13 protein-coding genes are annotated in these 16,040 nt (G+C 58.9%); 5 read left to right on the top strand and 8 right to left on the bottom strand.

Annotation, left to right across the window (positions count from 1 at the left end; translation table 11 throughout):
* Positions 1-364: 364 nt before the first annotated feature.
* The 4 genes from nirB to cobA are packed head-to-tail and all read left to right on the top strand — an operon-like array spanning position 365 to position 6,618.
* Positions 365-2,818: a nitrite reductase large subunit NirB gene (nirB, locus tag EJA71_RS06075; RefSeq protein WP_158955180.1), complete on the top strand. Its 2,454-nt coding sequence runs from the start codon at positions 365-367 to the stop codon at positions 2,816-2,818.
* Positions 2,815-3,132: a nitrite reductase small subunit NirD gene (gene nirD, locus EJA71_RS06070; RefSeq protein ID WP_053118721.1), complete on the top strand. Its 318-nt coding sequence runs from the start codon at positions 2,815-2,817 to the stop codon at positions 3,130-3,132. The genes nirB and nirD overlap by 4 nt, the downstream gene beginning before the upstream one ends.
* Positions 3,132-5,846 (top strand): nitrate reductase, encoded by a 2,715-nt coding sequence (locus EJA71_RS06065; protein WP_158955178.1) that lies wholly within the window; start codon positions 3,132-3,134, stop codon positions 5,844-5,846. Before nirD ends, EJA71_RS06065 begins: the two co-directional genes overlap by 1 nt.
* Before the next feature lie 13 nt (positions 5,847-5,859).
* On the top strand, positions 5,860-6,618 hold the full coding sequence (gene cobA, locus EJA71_RS06060; protein WP_158955176.1) for a uroporphyrinogen-III C-methyltransferase: 759 nt from the start codon (positions 5,860-5,862) through the stop codon (positions 6,616-6,618).
* Positions 6,619-6,724: 106 nt separating this feature from the next.
* Here the strand turns inward: cobA and EJA71_RS06055 are convergent, their stop codons facing one another.
* From EJA71_RS06055 to ppsA, 8 genes are all read right to left on the bottom strand, one after another.
* Entirely contained in the window at positions 6,725-7,759 is a 1,035-nt protein-coding gene (locus EJA71_RS06055) for an OmpA family protein (protein WP_158955175.1), read from the bottom strand.
* 107 nt (positions 7,760-7,866) lie between these two features.
* Entirely contained in the window at positions 7,867-8,457 is a 591-nt protein-coding gene (sigX, locus tag EJA71_RS06050; protein ID WP_011333251.1) for an RNA polymerase sigma factor SigX, read from the bottom strand.
* Positions 8,458-8,547: 90 nt separating this feature from the next.
* Positions 8,548-9,372: a mechanosensitive ion channel domain-containing protein gene (locus tag EJA71_RS06045; RefSeq protein ID WP_007916401.1), complete on the bottom strand. Its 825-nt coding sequence runs from the start codon at positions 9,370-9,372 to the stop codon at positions 8,548-8,550.
* 2 nt (positions 9,373-9,374) lie between these two features.
* On the bottom strand, positions 9,375-9,623 hold the full coding sequence (locus EJA71_RS06040) for a hypothetical protein (protein ID WP_008076827.1): 249 nt from the start codon (positions 9,621-9,623) through the stop codon (positions 9,375-9,377).
* Positions 9,624-9,686: 63 nt separating this feature from the next.
* Positions 9,687-10,682 carry a zinc transporter ZntB gene (locus EJA71_RS06035; protein WP_158955173.1) on the bottom strand — a complete coding sequence of 332 codons (996 nt, stop codon included), beginning with the start codon at positions 10,680-10,682 and terminating at the stop codon, positions 9,687-9,689.
* Positions 10,683-10,704: 22 nt separating this feature from the next.
* Complete coding sequence (rraA, locus tag EJA71_RS06030; protein ID WP_158955171.1) at positions 10,705-11,196, bottom strand: ribonuclease E activity regulator RraA; 492 nt, start codon at positions 11,194-11,196, stop codon at positions 10,705-10,707.
* A 218-nt stretch (positions 11,197-11,414) separates the two neighbouring features.
* Positions 11,415-12,404: an alpha/beta fold hydrolase gene (locus EJA71_RS06025; protein WP_158955169.1), complete on the bottom strand. Its 990-nt coding sequence runs from the start codon at positions 12,402-12,404 to the stop codon at positions 11,415-11,417.
* 185 nt (positions 12,405-12,589) lie between these two features.
* On the bottom strand, positions 12,590-14,965 hold the full coding sequence (ppsA, locus tag EJA71_RS06020) for a phosphoenolpyruvate synthase (RefSeq protein WP_127926486.1): 2,376 nt from the start codon (positions 14,963-14,965) through the stop codon (positions 12,590-12,592).
* 174 nt (positions 14,966-15,139) lie between these two features.
* Between ppsA and EJA71_RS06015 the strand changes: the two genes are divergently transcribed.
* On the top strand, positions 15,140-15,958 hold the full coding sequence (locus EJA71_RS06015) for a pyruvate, water dikinase regulatory protein (RefSeq protein WP_008076822.1): 819 nt from the start codon (positions 15,140-15,142) through the stop codon (positions 15,956-15,958).
* Positions 15,959-16,040: the final 82 nt, after the last annotated feature.

Genomic DNA, 16,040 nt, shown 5'->3' with positions numbered 1-16,040 from the left:
TCGGCAGCTCCTACAGTTGATTGCGTACACCTGTAGGAGCTGCCGAAGGCTGCGATCTTTTGATCCCGCGCTCCAAAAAAGCGCAACACGCCTCCAGAGAGTGCAGCGAGACATCTCCAATCGAGCCATCAGCCCAGCAATTACGGCGCCATTGCTAGTTGGCACAACCACTGCATTACCCCCTTCAACACACATATAAAGCCCAACCTTCAACGACGAAGGCTGCGCTTCCCGAGAGAACGGGACCAGGACAAAGGCGTCCTCGCTAGGCAACTAGCGGGACGCCTTTTTTTGTTTGCGCAAAATTTCTCGAGCAAGGCCTGACTGCCCACAAGAGGCCAGCCGCAGCTCCCCGGAGAACCTGATGAAAAAACTCAAACTGGTGATGATCGGCAACGGCATGGCCGGGGTTCGCACCCTCGAAGAACTGCTCAAGCTGAGCAACGAGCTGTACGACATCACTGTCTTCGGCGCCGAACCGCACACCAACTACAACCGCATCCTGCTCTCGCCGGTGCTGGCCGGTGAGCAGACCTTCGAAGAGATCGTGCTCAATGATCTCGACTGGTATCTGGAAAACAACATCAAGTTGTTGCTCAACCGCAAAGTGGTCGAGATCGACCGGGTCAAACGCCGGGTGATCGCCGAGGATGGCACCGAGGCCGAATACGATCGTCTGTTGATCGCCACCGGTTCGACGCCATTCATCCTGCCGATCCCCGGCAATACCCTGCACGGCGTGATCGGCTACCGCGATATCGCCGACACTCAGGCGATGATCGCCACCGCGAAAACCCACAAGCACGCGGTGGTCATCGGCGGCGGCCTGCTCGGTCTCGAAGCGGCCAACGGCCTGATGCTGCGCGGCATGCACGTCACCGTGGTGCACATCGGCGAATGGCTGCTGGAGCGGCAACTGGACAAGACCAGCGGCCAACTGCTGCAAAGCGCCCTCGAATCCCGCGGCCTGCACTTCCGTCTGTGCGAACAGACCCAGGCCCTGCACGACGCCGGCAATGGCCGGGTCGGTTCGGTGCAATTCAAGAACGGCGACATCATCCCTGCCGATCTGGTGGTGATGGCTGCCGGCATTCGTCCCAATACCGAGCTCGCGGAGAAGGCCGGCATCCCGTGCAATCGCGGGATCCTGGTCAACGACACCCTGCAAACCTACGACCCGCGCATCTACGCCATCGGCGAATGCGCCAGCCATCGGGGCATCGCTTACGGGCTGGTCGCACCATTGTTCGAACAGGCCAAGGTCTGCGCCAACCACCTCGCGCAACTGGGCTTCGCCCGCTATCAAGGCTCGGTGACTTCGACCAAATTGAAAGTCACCGGCATCGATCTGTTTTCCGCCGGCGACTTCATGGGCGGCGAAGGCACCGAGACCATCACCCTCTCCGACCCGATTGGCGGCGTGTACAAAAAACTGGTGATCAAGGATGACGTGCTGGTCGGCGCCTGTCTGTACGGCGATACGGCAGATGGCGGTTGGTATTTCCGCCAGATTCGTGAGAATCACGCCATCGGCGAGATCCGCGATCACCTGATGTTCGGCGAAAACGCCTTGGGCGATGTAGGACATCAGGGCCAGGACAAAGCCATGGTCATGGCCGACACCGCCGAAGTCTGCGGTTGCAACGGTGTGTGCAAAGGCACCATCGTCAAAGCCATTCAGGAACACGGCCTGTTCAGCGTCGACGAGGTGAAGAAACACACCAAGGCTGCCAGCTCCTGTGGCTCTTGCGCCGGGCTGGTCGAGCAGATTCTGATCAACACCGTCGGCGGTGCGGCGGACGTCAAACCGAAGAGCGAAAAAGCCATCTGCGGCTGCAGCGACCTCAACCACGGGCAGATTCGCCAGGCTATCCGCGAACAACATCTGCTGACCATCGCCGGCACCATGAGCTACCTCAACTGGCGCACGCCGAACGGCTGCGCAACGTGCCGCCCAGCCCTCAACTATTACCTGATTTCGACTTGGCCCGGCGAAGCCAAGGACGATCCGCAATCGCGCCTGATCAACGAACGCGCCCACGCCAACATCCAGAAGGACGGCACTTATTCGGTGGTGCCACGGATGTGGGGCGGCGTGACCAACCCTTCGGAACTGCGGCGGATTGCCGACGTGGCTGACAAGTACAACGTGCCGATGGTCAAGGTCACCGGCGGCCAGCGTATCGATTTGCTCGGCATTAAGAAGCAGGATCTGCCCGGCGTCTGGAAAGACCTCGACATGCCGTCCGGCCATGCCTACGGCAAATCCATTCGCACGGTGAAAACCTGCGTCGGCAGCGAGTTCTGCCGCTTTGGCACGCAAAACTCGACACAACTGGGCATCGAACTGGAACACGATCTGTTCAACATGTGGTCGCCGCACAAAGTGAAACTGGCTGTCTCCGGATGTCCACGCAACTGCTCGGAAGCGGGGATCAAAGACGTAGGAATCATCGGCGTCGACTCGGGCTGGGAGGTGTACATCGGCGGCAATGGCGGGATCAAAACCGAAGTTGCCGAATTCTTCGTCAAGCTGAAAACCGCCGAGGAAGTGCGCGAATATAACGGTGCCTTCCTGCAGCTGTATCGCGAAGAGGCCTTCTACCTCGAACGCACCGTGCATTACCTGCAACGGGTCGGCATGGAGCACATCAAGAAAGCCGTGCTGGAAGATCCTGAGCGCCGCAAGGCCTTGAACGAACGCCTGCAATTCTCCCTGTCGTTCGAACAGGATCCGTGGAAAGAACGCCTGGCCCAGCCGCAACTGAAGAAAGAATTCGACGTGATCCCGGTAAAAAATCTGGAGGTGCTGGCATGAACTGGCTGGATATCTGCGCCCTCGAAGAAATCAATGCCCTCGGTTCGCGAATCATTGCCGGACCGAAAGGCGACATCGCGATTTTTCGTACAAGCGACGACGAAGTTTTCGCCCTCGACGACCGCTGCCCACACAAGGGCGGGCCGTTGTCGCAAGGTTTGATCTACGGCAAACGCGTGGCGTGCCCGCTGCACAACTGGCAGATCGACCTCGAATCCGGTGAAGCCCAGGCGCCGGACATAGGTTGCGCGCATCACCATCCGGCGCGGGTCGAAAACGGTCGTGTGCAGTTGGCCCTGCGGGACGCCATCTGATGGACCGCCAGACGACCGCCTCGACCTGCTGTTACTGCGGGGTCGGCTGCGGCGTGCTGATCGAGCATGACGGCGAGCGCATCCTCGGCGTCAGCGGCGATCCGGCGCATCCGGCCAACTTCGGCAAACTGTGCAGCAAAGGCTCGACCCTGCACCTGACCGGCGACCTCGCCGCCCGCGCGCTGTACCCGCAATTGCGTCTGGGCAAAGGCCTGGCGCGCAGTCGCACGGATTGGGATACCGCGCTGGAACATGCTGCCAACGTGTTCGCTGAAACCATCGCCGAACACGGCGCGGACAGCGTCGCGTTCTATATCTCCGGGCAACTGCTGACCGAGGATTACTACGCCTTCAACAAACTGGCGCGGGCGCTGGTCGGCACCAACAACATCGACAGCAATTCCCGCCTGTGCATGTCCTCGGCGGTGGTCGGCTACAAGCGCAGCCTTGGCGCCGATGCGCCGCCGTGCAGCTATGAAGATCTGGAGCTCAGCGATTGCGTGATGATCGTCGGCAGTAACATGGCCTACGCCCATCCGGTACTTTTCCGTCGACTGGAAGAGGCAAAATCCCGCCGCCCGCAGATGAAAGTCATCGTCATTGATCCACGCCGCACCGACACCTGCGACCTCGCCGATCTGCATCTGGCGATTCTGCCCGGCACCGACGTCGCTTTATTCCATGGGATTTTGCATCTGCTGTTGTGGGAAGACTGGGTTGATCGCGACTTCATCAAGGCACACACCGAGGGTTTGGCCGAGCTGAAAAATCTGGTGCGTGATTACACCCCGCAGATGGTTTCGCAGCTGTGCGGCATCAGCGTCGAGCAATTGCAGCAGTGCGCCGAATGGGTGGGCACTTCGCCGAGTTTCCTGTCGCTGTGGTGCATGGGTTTGAACCAGTCCACGGCCGGCAGCGCGAAGAACAGCGCGCTGATCAATCTGCACCTGGCCACCGGACAAATCGGCCGTCAGGGCGCAGGACCTTTCTCTTTGACGGGTCAGCCAAATGCCATGGGCGGACGGGAGACGGGCAGTCTGTCAAACCTGCTACCCGGTCATCGCGAGGTGGCGAACCCGGAACACCGCGCCGAAGTCGCGGCTTACTGGGGTGTCGATCGGCTACCGGAGAGTACCGGCCTCAGCGCCATCGAACTGTTCGAGCAAGTGCGCAGCGGCAAGATCAAGGCGTTGTGGATTGCCTGCACCAACCCTGCGCAATCGATGCCGGATCAACATTCGGTGCGCGCAGCGCTGGAAGCCTGCCCGTTCGTGGTTCTGCAAGAGGCCTTCCGCACCACCGAAACCGCAGCGTTCGCTGATCTGCTGCTGCCCGCTGCCAGTTGGGGCGAGAAGGAAGGCTCGGTGACCAATTCCGAACGGCGTATTTCCCACGTGCGCAAAGCCATTCTCCCACCGGGTGAAGCGCGCCCGGACTGGGCGATCACCGTGGATTTCGCACAACGTCTGGAGAAACGTCTGCGCCCTGGGGAGTCGAGCCTGTTTAGGTTCAGCCAACCTGCGCAGTTGTTCGATGAATTCAAAGGGCTGACTCGCGGCCGCGATCTGGATCTGTCCGGGATCAGTCACGCGCTGATCGACGAGATCGGGCCGCAGCAATGGCCCTTCCCTGTCGGTGCCCGGCAAGGAACCACGCGACTTTATGAAGACGGCGTTTTTCCTACGGTCAGCGGTCGCGCGCAATTCATTGCCGACCCGTATCGCGCCGCCAAGGAACAACGTGACGCACGCTTTCCATTGACGTTGATCACCGGCCGTCTGCGAGATCAATGGCACGGTATGAGCCGCACCGGCACCGCCGCGCAATTGTTCGGCCATGTCAGCGAAGCGGTATTGAGCCTGCACCCGGATGAATTGCGCCGGCACCGCTTGCAGCCGGGTGATCTGGTCAATCTGAAAAGTCGTCGCGGCGCGGTGATCGTTGCCGTCGCTAGCGATGACAGTGTGCGACCCGGCCAAGCGTTTCTGCCGATGCACTGGGGCGATCGTTTTCTCAAGGGCGGCGTGAACAGCCTGACCCAGCCAGCCTTCGACCCCTTGTCGAAACAGCCGGAACTCAAACACAGCGGCGTGCGCCTGGAAGCGGTAAATCTGCCATGGCAATTGTTCGCACTCATCGAAGGCAATGTTCAACAGCATTTTGAGGCCCTGCGACCGCTCTGCGAGGCGTTTTCCTACGTGAGTCTCAGCCTTGTCGGACGTGAGCGACCGGCATTGCTGATACGCGCTGCCAGCAGCGAGGCGCCGAATCCGCAGTTGCTGGCTCAGATCGACCAATGCCTGTCCCTTATCGACGGACCGGTATTGGCCTACGACGATCCCCGTCGCGCCATCGGTAAGCGCGTGCGCATTGAAAACGGCCGGATCACCGCGATTCGACTGGCCGGTGAGACCCTCGCCCAGCATTGGCTGCAAGGGCTGTGGCTGGAAGGTCGCGCCGACGACCAACTGAGGCGCTGGTTGCTGGCACCGATGAGTGCTCCGCCGGGTAGCGCCGGGGCGCAGATTGCGGCGGATAAAACCCTGTGCAATTGCAAGAACGTCAGTCTCAACGCGGTCTGCGCCGGCATTCGCCAAGGCCTGGATTTGCAAGGTTTGAAAAACACGTTGGGCTGCGGCACGCAATGCGGCTCATGCGTCCCGGAAATAAAGCGCTTGCTGGCTGCCGATGTGCAGCCGGTCGCCGTCATCTGATGAGGAAAACCCCATGAATGCAAAAGTCTGGCTGGTGGGCGCAGGCCCCGGCGATCCGGAGCTGCTGACCCTCAAAGCGGTGCGCGCCTTGCGTGAAGCCGATGTGGTATTGATCGATGACCTGGTCAACAACGCAGTGCTGGAACACTGCCCCGGTGCGCGCATCATTGCCGTGGGTAAACGCGGCGGCTGCCGTTCAACTCCGCAGGCGTTTATCCATCGACTGATGCTGCGTTACGCCCGCCAGGGCAAGTGCGTGGTGCGGCTCAAGGGCGGCGATCCGTGCATTTTCGGTCGTGGCGGTGAGGAGGCGCAGTGGCTGCGTGAACGTGGCGTGGAGGTGGAACTGGTGAATGGCATCACCGCCGGGCTGGCCGGGGCGACGCAGTGCGATATTCCGCTGACGCTGCGCGGTGTGGCGCGGGGCGTGACCCTAGTGACTGCGCACACCCAGGACGACAGCCAATTGAATTGGCAGGCGCTGGCGCAAGGCGGGACGACGCTGGTGATTTACATGGGCGTGGCGAAGCTGGGCGAGATTCGCGATCAGTTGTTGGCGGGCGGAATGGCGGCAGATACGCCGGTGGCAATGATCGAGAACGCGTCACTGCCGCAGCAGCGCGAATGCCGTAGCGATCTGACGGCGATGAGTGACGATGCGTATGCGTTCGAATTGAAAAGCCCGGCGATTCTGGTGATTGGCGCGGTGGCAGCTGTTGCTGAAGAGCAAAAGATCGCAGCCTGCGGCAGCTCCTATTTTGGATCTGCATAGGTCCTGTGGGAGCTGCCGAAGGCTACGATCCTTTAACGCTCCAAAGCCAAATCGCAGACAAAGAAAAGCCCGGCCTAAGCCGGGCTTTTCTCAGAGCGGCAGCTAATTACTTAGCTTGAGCTTCAACCTGCGCTTCTACGCGACGGTTAACAGCACGGCCAGCGTCAGTTTTGTTGTCAGCAACTGGGCGGGATTCGCCGTAGCCAACAGACTGAACGCGGGACGATTCAACACCGTACTGGTTGGTCAGAACTTGCTTAACGGCGTTTGCACGACGCTCGGACAGTTTCTGGTTGTAAGCGTCAGGACCGACGGAGTCAGTGTGACCTTCAACAGTAGTGGTGGTGGATGGGTACTGCTTCATGAAGTCAGCCAGGTTCTTGATGTCGCCGTAGCTGTTTGGCTTCACAACCGACTTGTCGAAGTCGAACTTAACGTCCAGCTCAACACGAACAACTTCAGCAACTGCTGGGCAGCCGTCAGCGTCAACAGTTACGTTGGCTGGGGTGTCAGGGCACTTGTCAACGTTGTCGCAAACGCCGTCGTTGTCGCTGTCGGAGCAGACTTCAGCTGGTGCTGGAACTGGAGCAGCAGCAGGCTTGGAGCCGCCACCGAAGTTCACACCGATACCGACGCTAGGAGCCCACTCGGTGTCGCCCTGGTCGATGTTGTATTGAGCTTCAACGCCAGCACGAGCGTAGAAGTTGTCGGTGAAGTACAGCTTGGCACCAGCGCCCAGGTTAGCGAAGGTAGAACGGTTACGACCGTTCGAACCGTTCTGGTCGATGCTCTGGTCGGAGAAACCGGCCGAGACGTATGGACGCAGCATGTCGCCTGGGTTGTTGAAGTGGTACAGAGCGTCCAGAGCGGTGTTAGCGCCTTTTACGTTCTTGCCATCGTCGGCACGTACGTTGTGAACTTCGTCGTAGCCCAGACGCAGTTCAACGTCGTCGGTCAGGAAGTAACCGATCGAACCGCCGAACAGGTTGCCGTTGTTCTTGAAGTTACGAGCGCTGTCGAATTGTTCTTTCTTAGCGAAGCCTTCGATTTCAACTGCGCCTTGGCCTTGTGCCAGAGCGCCGAACGAAGTGGCGGCAATCAGAGAACCAATGGCCAAGCCCAAGGTGTTTTTCAGTTTCATCCGTTAAATCCCCATCTGGTGATTGTGAAGCAGTCCCGCAAACCGGGGGACAACTCGGCGGCAAGTCTATCAGAACTTGCCTACACGTAAGAGATATTTGCGCTGAACTAAGTTTCAGCAATGCCTGCAAATTTCTCACGCAATTTATCTAGAGCACGTTTGTAACGCATTTTTGTCGCACTCAAACCCATGTGCATGATGTCTGCGATCTCCTGAAACTCCAGCTCTGCGACAAATCGTAGCACCAGAATTTCGCGGTCGATCGGATTCACATACACCAGCCAGCGATCAAGTCCGCCTTTTTCCTCGGGTTTGGGCGCCTTTTCTTCGGACGCTTCCTCGAGGGGGTCAAGACTCAATGCGTCCATCAAGCGACGCTTTCGCCGTTCCTTCCGATACTGCGTAATACATTCGTTGTACGTGATGCTGTATAGCCATGTCTTGAACTTCGATTTCCCCTCGAAGTTCTTCAGGCCGTACAGCACCTTTAACATGACTTCCTGACAGACATCGTCTGCGTCGCGATCGTTCCCAAGATATCTCGCACAAACGTTAAATAATGTTCGCTGGTAACGCCGCATCAGTTCTTCATAAGCGCGCGTTACGTGAAAAAGCTCGGTATGCGAGCGCGCGACCAACTCCTCATCAGAGAGCTCGCGGGGGTCGTAGCGCGTGGATAGCGTTTGGGCTTTATTCAAAACAAGTCGTGCCGACAGTCAGGTCAATGTCCACCGCAACCAGCATCAGCTGGCATTTTGCGGCGGCATACATTAGCAGGGTTTGCCGGGTTAGCGGCTACTCACATGCTGTTCCAGCAGGATCCGATTGGAGAGAGAGACTAGCTCACCCTCATCGGTCAGCAATGTGGTTTTAACCGTGCCGATCTCTTCGATCTGGCCTTCGACCTCGCCAACACGCACTTGTTGCCCAACCTGATACAACTCACGCACATAGATTCCCGCAAGAATCTGACCGGCAATTTCCCGGCTTCCCAAGCCCATGGCCAGCGCAACGGCCAGACCAACGGTAATCAATACAATGACAATCACATGGTTCAGCAGATCGGTCTTGACCTCGAGCTGACTGATCGCCACCGAAATGCTGATGATGATCACCAGCCCTTGGGCAATTCGCCCCAGTCCCGAAGCGTAGTCCAGGCCTACACCTTCTGCCGCCCCGCGCACCAGCCCGTTGGCCAGTTGCGCGAGCAAAACACCCACCAGCAACACCAGCGCGGCGCCGAATACCTTCGGCAAATACAACGCCAACATATCCAGCGTAGCTGAAACTCTCTCAAGTCCAAGGGATTCTGCTGCAGAAACCAAAAATATCAGCAGAACGAACCAATAGACGATTTTGCCGATCAGGGTCGAGATCGGCACTTGCAGCCCGGCGCGCGACATCAACTTGGTCAAACCCGTGCCGCCCATCAAGCGATCCAGGCCCAGTTTGGCGAGCAGTTTGGACAGCAAGGTATCGAGCAGCTTGGCCACGACGAAACCCAACAGCAGCACGACCAGTGCGCCGAACAGGTTCGGAATGAAGTTGGCTACTTTGGTCCACAACGCAGTCATTGCAGTGACGAGGCTCTGAGTCCAGAGGTCGAGTTCCATATTCAATCAGCCTTATCAGCAGTGCGAGCGGTAGGTTTACGAAGACGGGAAACCGGCGAGACGTGGGCCGATCCGTTATTCAGGGCGATCATCAGCGCGGGCAGCCAACGGCCCAGCAGGCTGAACAGATCACCGGCGCCGACCTGGCGGTTGGCGGTTTTGAGTACGCGGCCCAAGCAGGCATCGTCGTCGCGGCTGGACGGCGAAGCGTTGAGCATGTCGCGCAAAGACTGTTCAAACGGATCGTGCATACGCACCTCTCGTGATGTCTGTGAAAGACGCGGGCAGATTTGGTCGGGTCACATGCGCCATCTTCACACCCAGCGCAAACGACGAAATAACCACCACTGACCGAAGGCCAGGGCGAGTACCGTCATACAGGCAATAAGGAAACCATAAGGGCTGCTGGAGAAGGGAATACCACCCACATTTATACCCAGCAGACCGGTGATGAAACTCATCGGTAAAAAGATGCAGGTGATGATCCCGAAGCGATACATCGTGCGGTTCATGCGCTCGTTCAAGCGCCGATCTTCCGCCTCCAGCACAAGCCCCACGCGCTCTCGGGTCAATTCGAGTTCTTCGAGGTAGCGGGTCAGACTGTTGTTCAATTCGTTCCAGTAATCGGCATCATCATCGACGAACCACGGCATTTTGATCCGCGTCAGCTGACCGAAAATATCCCGCTGCGGTGCCAGGAAACGCTTCAGCCCGGCCGCCCGGCGGCGGATGTGCAAAATGGCGCCATGCTCGGGGGTATACCGTTCGTCGGCATCCATCTTTTCTTCTTCCTCATCGGCGATTTCCGAGAGGCAAGTGACCAGATCCTGCACCTTGTTGGTGAGGAACTGCGCCAGATAAAGAATGAGTTCAGAAGCGGTTTTCGGGCCTTTGCCATCTGCCAATTGCGCCAGCAACTCATCAGTTGCACGCAGAGGACGCAAACGCAAAGAGATGACGCGCTGCGCGGAAGCGAAAATCCGCACCGAAACCATGTCTTCCGGCTCGGCACCTGGATTGAGATTGACCCCGCGCAGAAACAGCAGCAATTCGGAGTCCGGCAGCGGCAACAAACGCGGTCGGGTGTTCTCTTCCAGCAGCAGATCGCAGGTGAATTCGTTGAGGCCGCTGGATTTGCGCAGCCAGGTCTGGGTCTGCGGATGGCTGCGATCCCAATGCAGCCACAGGCTTTCATGGGCCTGCAGCTGCAGATCGTCGAGCTCAGTCCGGGCTATCGAACGCGCGCCACCTTTTCCGTCCAGCACCAGGGCATGCACCAGCCCCCATTGCGCGTTTTCTTCCTCGAACATCCGCATCCCTTTGTCGAAAAGCTTATTCAGGCATTTTCAGCGGGCTCGGCGAGATGATCACGCCGTTGTTGTCCGCATAAATGTATTGGCCCGGGTGGAACGTCACACCGGCGAAAGTCACCGGGACGTTGAGGTCGCCGATGCCGCGCTTGTCGGTTTTCATCGGGTGGCTGGCCAGCGCCTGCACGCCCAGATCGGTCTGCGCAATAACGTCGACGTCACGGATGCAACCGTAGATCACCAGCCCTTCCCAACCGTTTTTTGCGGCTTTCTCGGCAATCATGTCACCGAGCAATGCCCGGCGCAGCGAACCACCGCCATCGACTACCAACACTTTACCGTTGCCCTTGAGCTCGGCTTGTTCCTTGACCAGCGAGTTGTCTTCGAAGCATTTGATGGTCACGATTTCGCCGCCGAACGAATCACGGCCACCGAAATTGCTGAACATCGGCTCCAGCACCTGCACCAGCTCCGGATAGGCGTCGCACAGGTCAGGCGTAAGGTAATGGTTCATCGAAAAACTCCTGTAACAAGGAAGACGATCAAGGATGACGCATTCTTTTGAGACGATTTCCGGGGGTCGCTGTTTACCTTAGCCCATCCCATGGTCGCTGAACGAACCTGAACAAACCCTGAAACGTAATCGCTAAACAGCCACCAAAAATGACCAGAACCGAACAATGCGTCATATCTTAGCCGCAAGCCTATCTGAACGAAATGCCCTTTTCAGTCTCAGCCTGCCGCCGCCAGATCCGGCTTCTCGCCGAGCAACGGAGTCTGCTGATCGCCCAGCCAACGGGCCACCAATGGCCACACTTCAGCCTGCGCTGCTTTGCTCACCAACATCTCGACATGGCCAAAATTATCGTTGAAGCCCTGCTCGCGGCCCAGGTTGATGAATTGTTTGTGCTCGGCGCCAACCTGCTCGAACAGCTTGCGACAGGCCCAGGCCGGATCCTGATGATCCCCCGCCGCTGTCACCGCCAGCACCGGCACCTTGACGTCGGCAAGGCCAGCCCACCAATCCTTGTCCTTGTCGCCAAAGCGGCCAAACAAGCCGTACCAGCGCATGCTTTCGATGGCCAGACCGATTGGCTCATCTTCCGGGCCGCGCTTGAGGCGTGACCCGGACAATTGCGCGAAACGCTTGAGGATGAAGCGACTGCTCCACTCCACCGGTGGAATTTTCAGTGGCCAATAGGTACGGCTGACTTGCGTGCCGAAGAACGCCGCCGAGGCCACGGCAGGCTCGCCGAGGTATTCGCCACCGAGCGCTGCGGCCAAGGTGATGCCGCCCAACGAATGGCCGATCCAGTGCGGAATTTGCCCGCTCTGCTCGCGCACGAACGCGGCAATCGCCGGCAAGTCGTAACGGGCGTAGTCGGCGACTCGGTTGCGTCGGTAGTCCTCGTTGCGCTGCGACAAGCCGTGGCCGCGCATCTCCGGAATCCACACGTCGAAACCCAGACGCGTCAGATACGCGCCCAACCCCAGGCCTTTCGGTGAAAACCAGAAACGCCGATTGGAGAAACTGCCGTGCAGCAAGATCACCGGCACGCCGCGCGGCGCCGAGTCATCGGCCATGCCTAAACGGGTCACGGCGATTTCCACGGACCAGTCAGGGCTGTTGCCGGGTTTCAAACGATAAACGTCTTCGCTCAGATCACCGCGCCGCTCGGCGCTGATCAGGGCGACAGGAAATAGGTTGCTGCTGCTTTGCATAATGCTCTTGCACAAAAAAGGGCGGCATCCGGAGACCCCGCCCTGTTTGAATCATAAGAAGCCGAATCGTGTAGGAGTGAGCCTGCTCGCGATGGCGGTGTGTCATTCGAATCAATGCTGACTGTCATGACGCTATCGCGAGCAGGCTCACTCCTACAGGGAGACGCGGGCCGTTCACATACTGATCAGGCCGGCGCTTGGCCTTCCGCCAGGAAGAACCAGGTTTCCAGCACGGTGTCCGGGTTCAGCGACACGCTTTCGATGCCCTGCTCCATCAGCCACTTGGCCAGATCCGGGTGGTCGGACGGGCCCTGACCGCAGATACCGATGTACTTGCCGGCCTTGTTGCACGCGGCAATCGCGTTGGCCAGAAGCTTCTTGACCGCCGGATTACGCTCGTCGAACAGGTGCGCGATGATGCCCGAATCGCGGTCCAGACCCAGTGTCAGCTGCGTCAGGTCGTTGGAACCGATCGAGAAACCGTCGAAGAACTCAAGGAATTCTTCAGCAAGGATCGCGTTGGAAGGCAGTTCGCACATCATGATCACGCGCAGACCGTTTTCGCCGCGCTTCAAGCCGTTTTCGGCGAGCAGATCGACCACCTGGCTGGCTTCGCCCAAGGTGCGGACGAACGGCACCATGATTTCGACGTTGGTCAGGCCCATCTCGTTGCGCACACGTTTCAGCGCGCGGCACTCGAGTTCGAAGCAGTCACGGAACGACTCGCTGATGTAACGCGAAGCGCCACGGAAGCCCAGCATCGGGTTCTCTTCTTCCGGCTCGTACAGCTTGCCGCCGATCAGGTTGGCGTATTCGTTGGACTTGAAGTCCGACAGACGCACGATGACTTTCTTCGGCGCGAACGCGGCAGCGAGGGTGCTGATGCCTTCAACCAGTTTCTCGACGTAGAAACCGACCGGATCGTCGTAACCGGCGATGCGCTTGTCGACGCTTTCCTTGATTTCCTGCGGCAGACCGTCGTAGTTCAACAGCGCTTTCGGGTGAACGCCGATCATGCGGTTGATGATGAATTCCAGACGGGCCAGGCCCACACCGGCGTTCGGCAGCTGCGCGAAGTCGAAGGCGCGGTCCGGGTTGCCGACGTTCATCATGATCTTGAACGGCAGCTCCGGCATGGCGTCGACGGAGTTCTTCTTGATGTCGAAGCCCAGTTCGCCTTCGAAGATGTAACCGGTGTCGCCTTCGGCGCACGAAACGGTCACACCCTGGCCATCCTTCAGCAGTTGGGTGGCGTTGCCGCAACCGACGACCGCCGGAATGCCGAGTTCACGAGCGATGATCGCCGCGTGGCAGGTACGCCCGCCACGGTTGGTGACGATGGCGCTGGCGCGCTTCATGACCGGTTCCCAGTCCGGGTCGGTCATGTCGGAAACGAGCACGTCGCCCGGCTGGACTTTGTCCATCTCGGAGACGTCTTTGATGATGCGCACTTTACCGGCGCCAATGCGCTGGCCGATCGCACGACCTTCAACCAGCACGGTGCCGGTTTCTTTCAGCAGGTAACGTTCCATGACGTTAGCCTGAGTGCGGCTTTTCACGGTTTCCGGACGGGCCTGCACGATGTACAGCTTGCCGTCGTCACCGTCCTTGGCCCACTCGATGTCCATCGGGCAGCCGTAGTGTTTCTCGATGATCATCGCTTGCTTGGCCAGTTCGCTGACCTCAGCGTCGCTCAGGCAGAAACGCGCGCGATCAGCCTTGTCGACATCGACAGTCTTGACCGAACGACCGGCCTTGGCTTCGTCGCCGTAGATCATCTTGATGGCTTTGCTGCCCAGGTTGCGACGCAGGATCGCCGGACGACCGGCCTCCAGCGTGCCCTTGTGCACATAGAACTCGTCCGGGTTGACCGCGCCTTGGACGACGGTTTCGCCCAGACCGTAAGCGCCGGTGATGAACACCACGTCACGGAAACCGGATTCGGTATCGAGGGTGAACATCACGCCGGCGGTGCCGGTTTCCGAACGCACCATGCGCTGCACGCCAGCCGACAGGGCGACCAGTTTGTGGTCGAAGCCCTGGTGCACGCGGTAGGAAATCGCACGGTCGTTGAACAGCGAAGCGAACACCTCTTTGGCGGCGCGGATAACGTTTTCCACACCACGGATGTTCAGGAAGGTTTCCTGCTGACCGGCGAACGAAGCGTCCGGCAAGTCTTCGGCGGTGGCGGAAGAACGCACGGCCACGGCCACGTCAGGGTTGCCGGCCGACAGCGCGGCGAACGCGGTGCGGATTTCGGCATTCAGTTTTTCGGGGAATTCGGCTTCCATGATCCATTGACGGATCTGTGCGCCGGTCTTGGCCAGGGCATTGACGTCGTCGACGTCGAGCGCGTCGAGGGCCTGGTGGATCTGGTCGTTGAGGCCGCTCAGTTCGAGGAAGTCGCGATAGGCCTGGGCGGTGGTGGCAAAGCCGCCAGGGACCGACACACCGGCGCCTGCCAGGTTGCTGATCATCTCGCCCAGGGATGCGTTCTTGCCCCCCACATGCTCAACATCGTGTTTGCCGAGCTTATCGAGGGAAACTACGTACTCTACCAAGGTGATCTCTCCACTAACTGTGTTGGAAAAGCTCAGAAACCGGCTGCTCGGGGGAGCGTTGGCCGGTTGTATGGCCTGGACCTGGAAAATAAGTGAGAATGCGGGCCAATCGCGGCCGACAAATCGCGCCTATCATATCCAGAAATGCTCATTAGCTTAAGGCCCAAGGTGCAAATGAAACGATCTGCTTTCTTTATCTCCGATGGCACCGGCATCACCGCCGAAACCCTGGGTCAAAGCCTACTGGCGCAGTTCGAAAACATTACCTTCAGCAAATTCACGCGACCGTACATCGACAGCGTTGAAAAAGCGCGGGCCATGGTACAACAAATCAACAAAGCCGCCGAAACCGACGGCTTCCGCCCGATCATCTTCGATACCATCGTCAATCAGGACATCCGTGAGATTCTCGCAACCTCCAATGGTTTCATGATCGACATTTTCTCGACCTTCCTTGCCCCGCTGGAGCAGGAACTGACCGAGCACTCTTCCTACACCGTCGGCAAGTCCCACTCGATCGGGCATAACTCCAATTATATGGAGCGCATCGAGGCGGTGAACTTCGCCCTCGACAACGACGACGGTGCGCGCACGCACTATTACGACAAAGCCGACCTGATACTAGTGGGCGTGTCGCGATGCGGCAAAACACCGACGTGTCTGTACATGGCGATGCAGTTCGGCATCCGCGCGGCCAACTATCCGCTGACCGAAGACGACATGGAGCGCCTGACCCTGCCAGCCGCCCTGCGCGCCCATCAGCACAAGCTGTTCGGCCTGACCATCGACCCGGACCGCCTCACCGCGATCCGCAACGAACGCAAGCCCAACAGCCGTTATTCGAGCTACGCCCAGTGCGAATTCGAAGTGCGCGAAGTGGAGAATCTGTTCCGCCGCGAGAACATTCCCAACATCAACTCCACGCATTTTTCCGTGGAGGAGATTTCGGCGAAGATTCTGGTGGAGAAAGGCGTGGAGCGGCGGTTCAAATAACCCTGCAAACCTCCTGTAGGAGCTGCCGCAGGCTGCGATCTTTTGATCTTGTCTTTTAAAAACAGAATCAAAAGATCGCAGC

Source organism: Pseudomonas sp. PB106 (assembly GCF_009764645.1).
GTDB lineage: Bacteria > Pseudomonadota > Gammaproteobacteria > Pseudomonadales > Pseudomonadaceae > Aquipseudomonas.
This window is presented reverse-complemented; position numbering and strand designations above follow the sequence as displayed.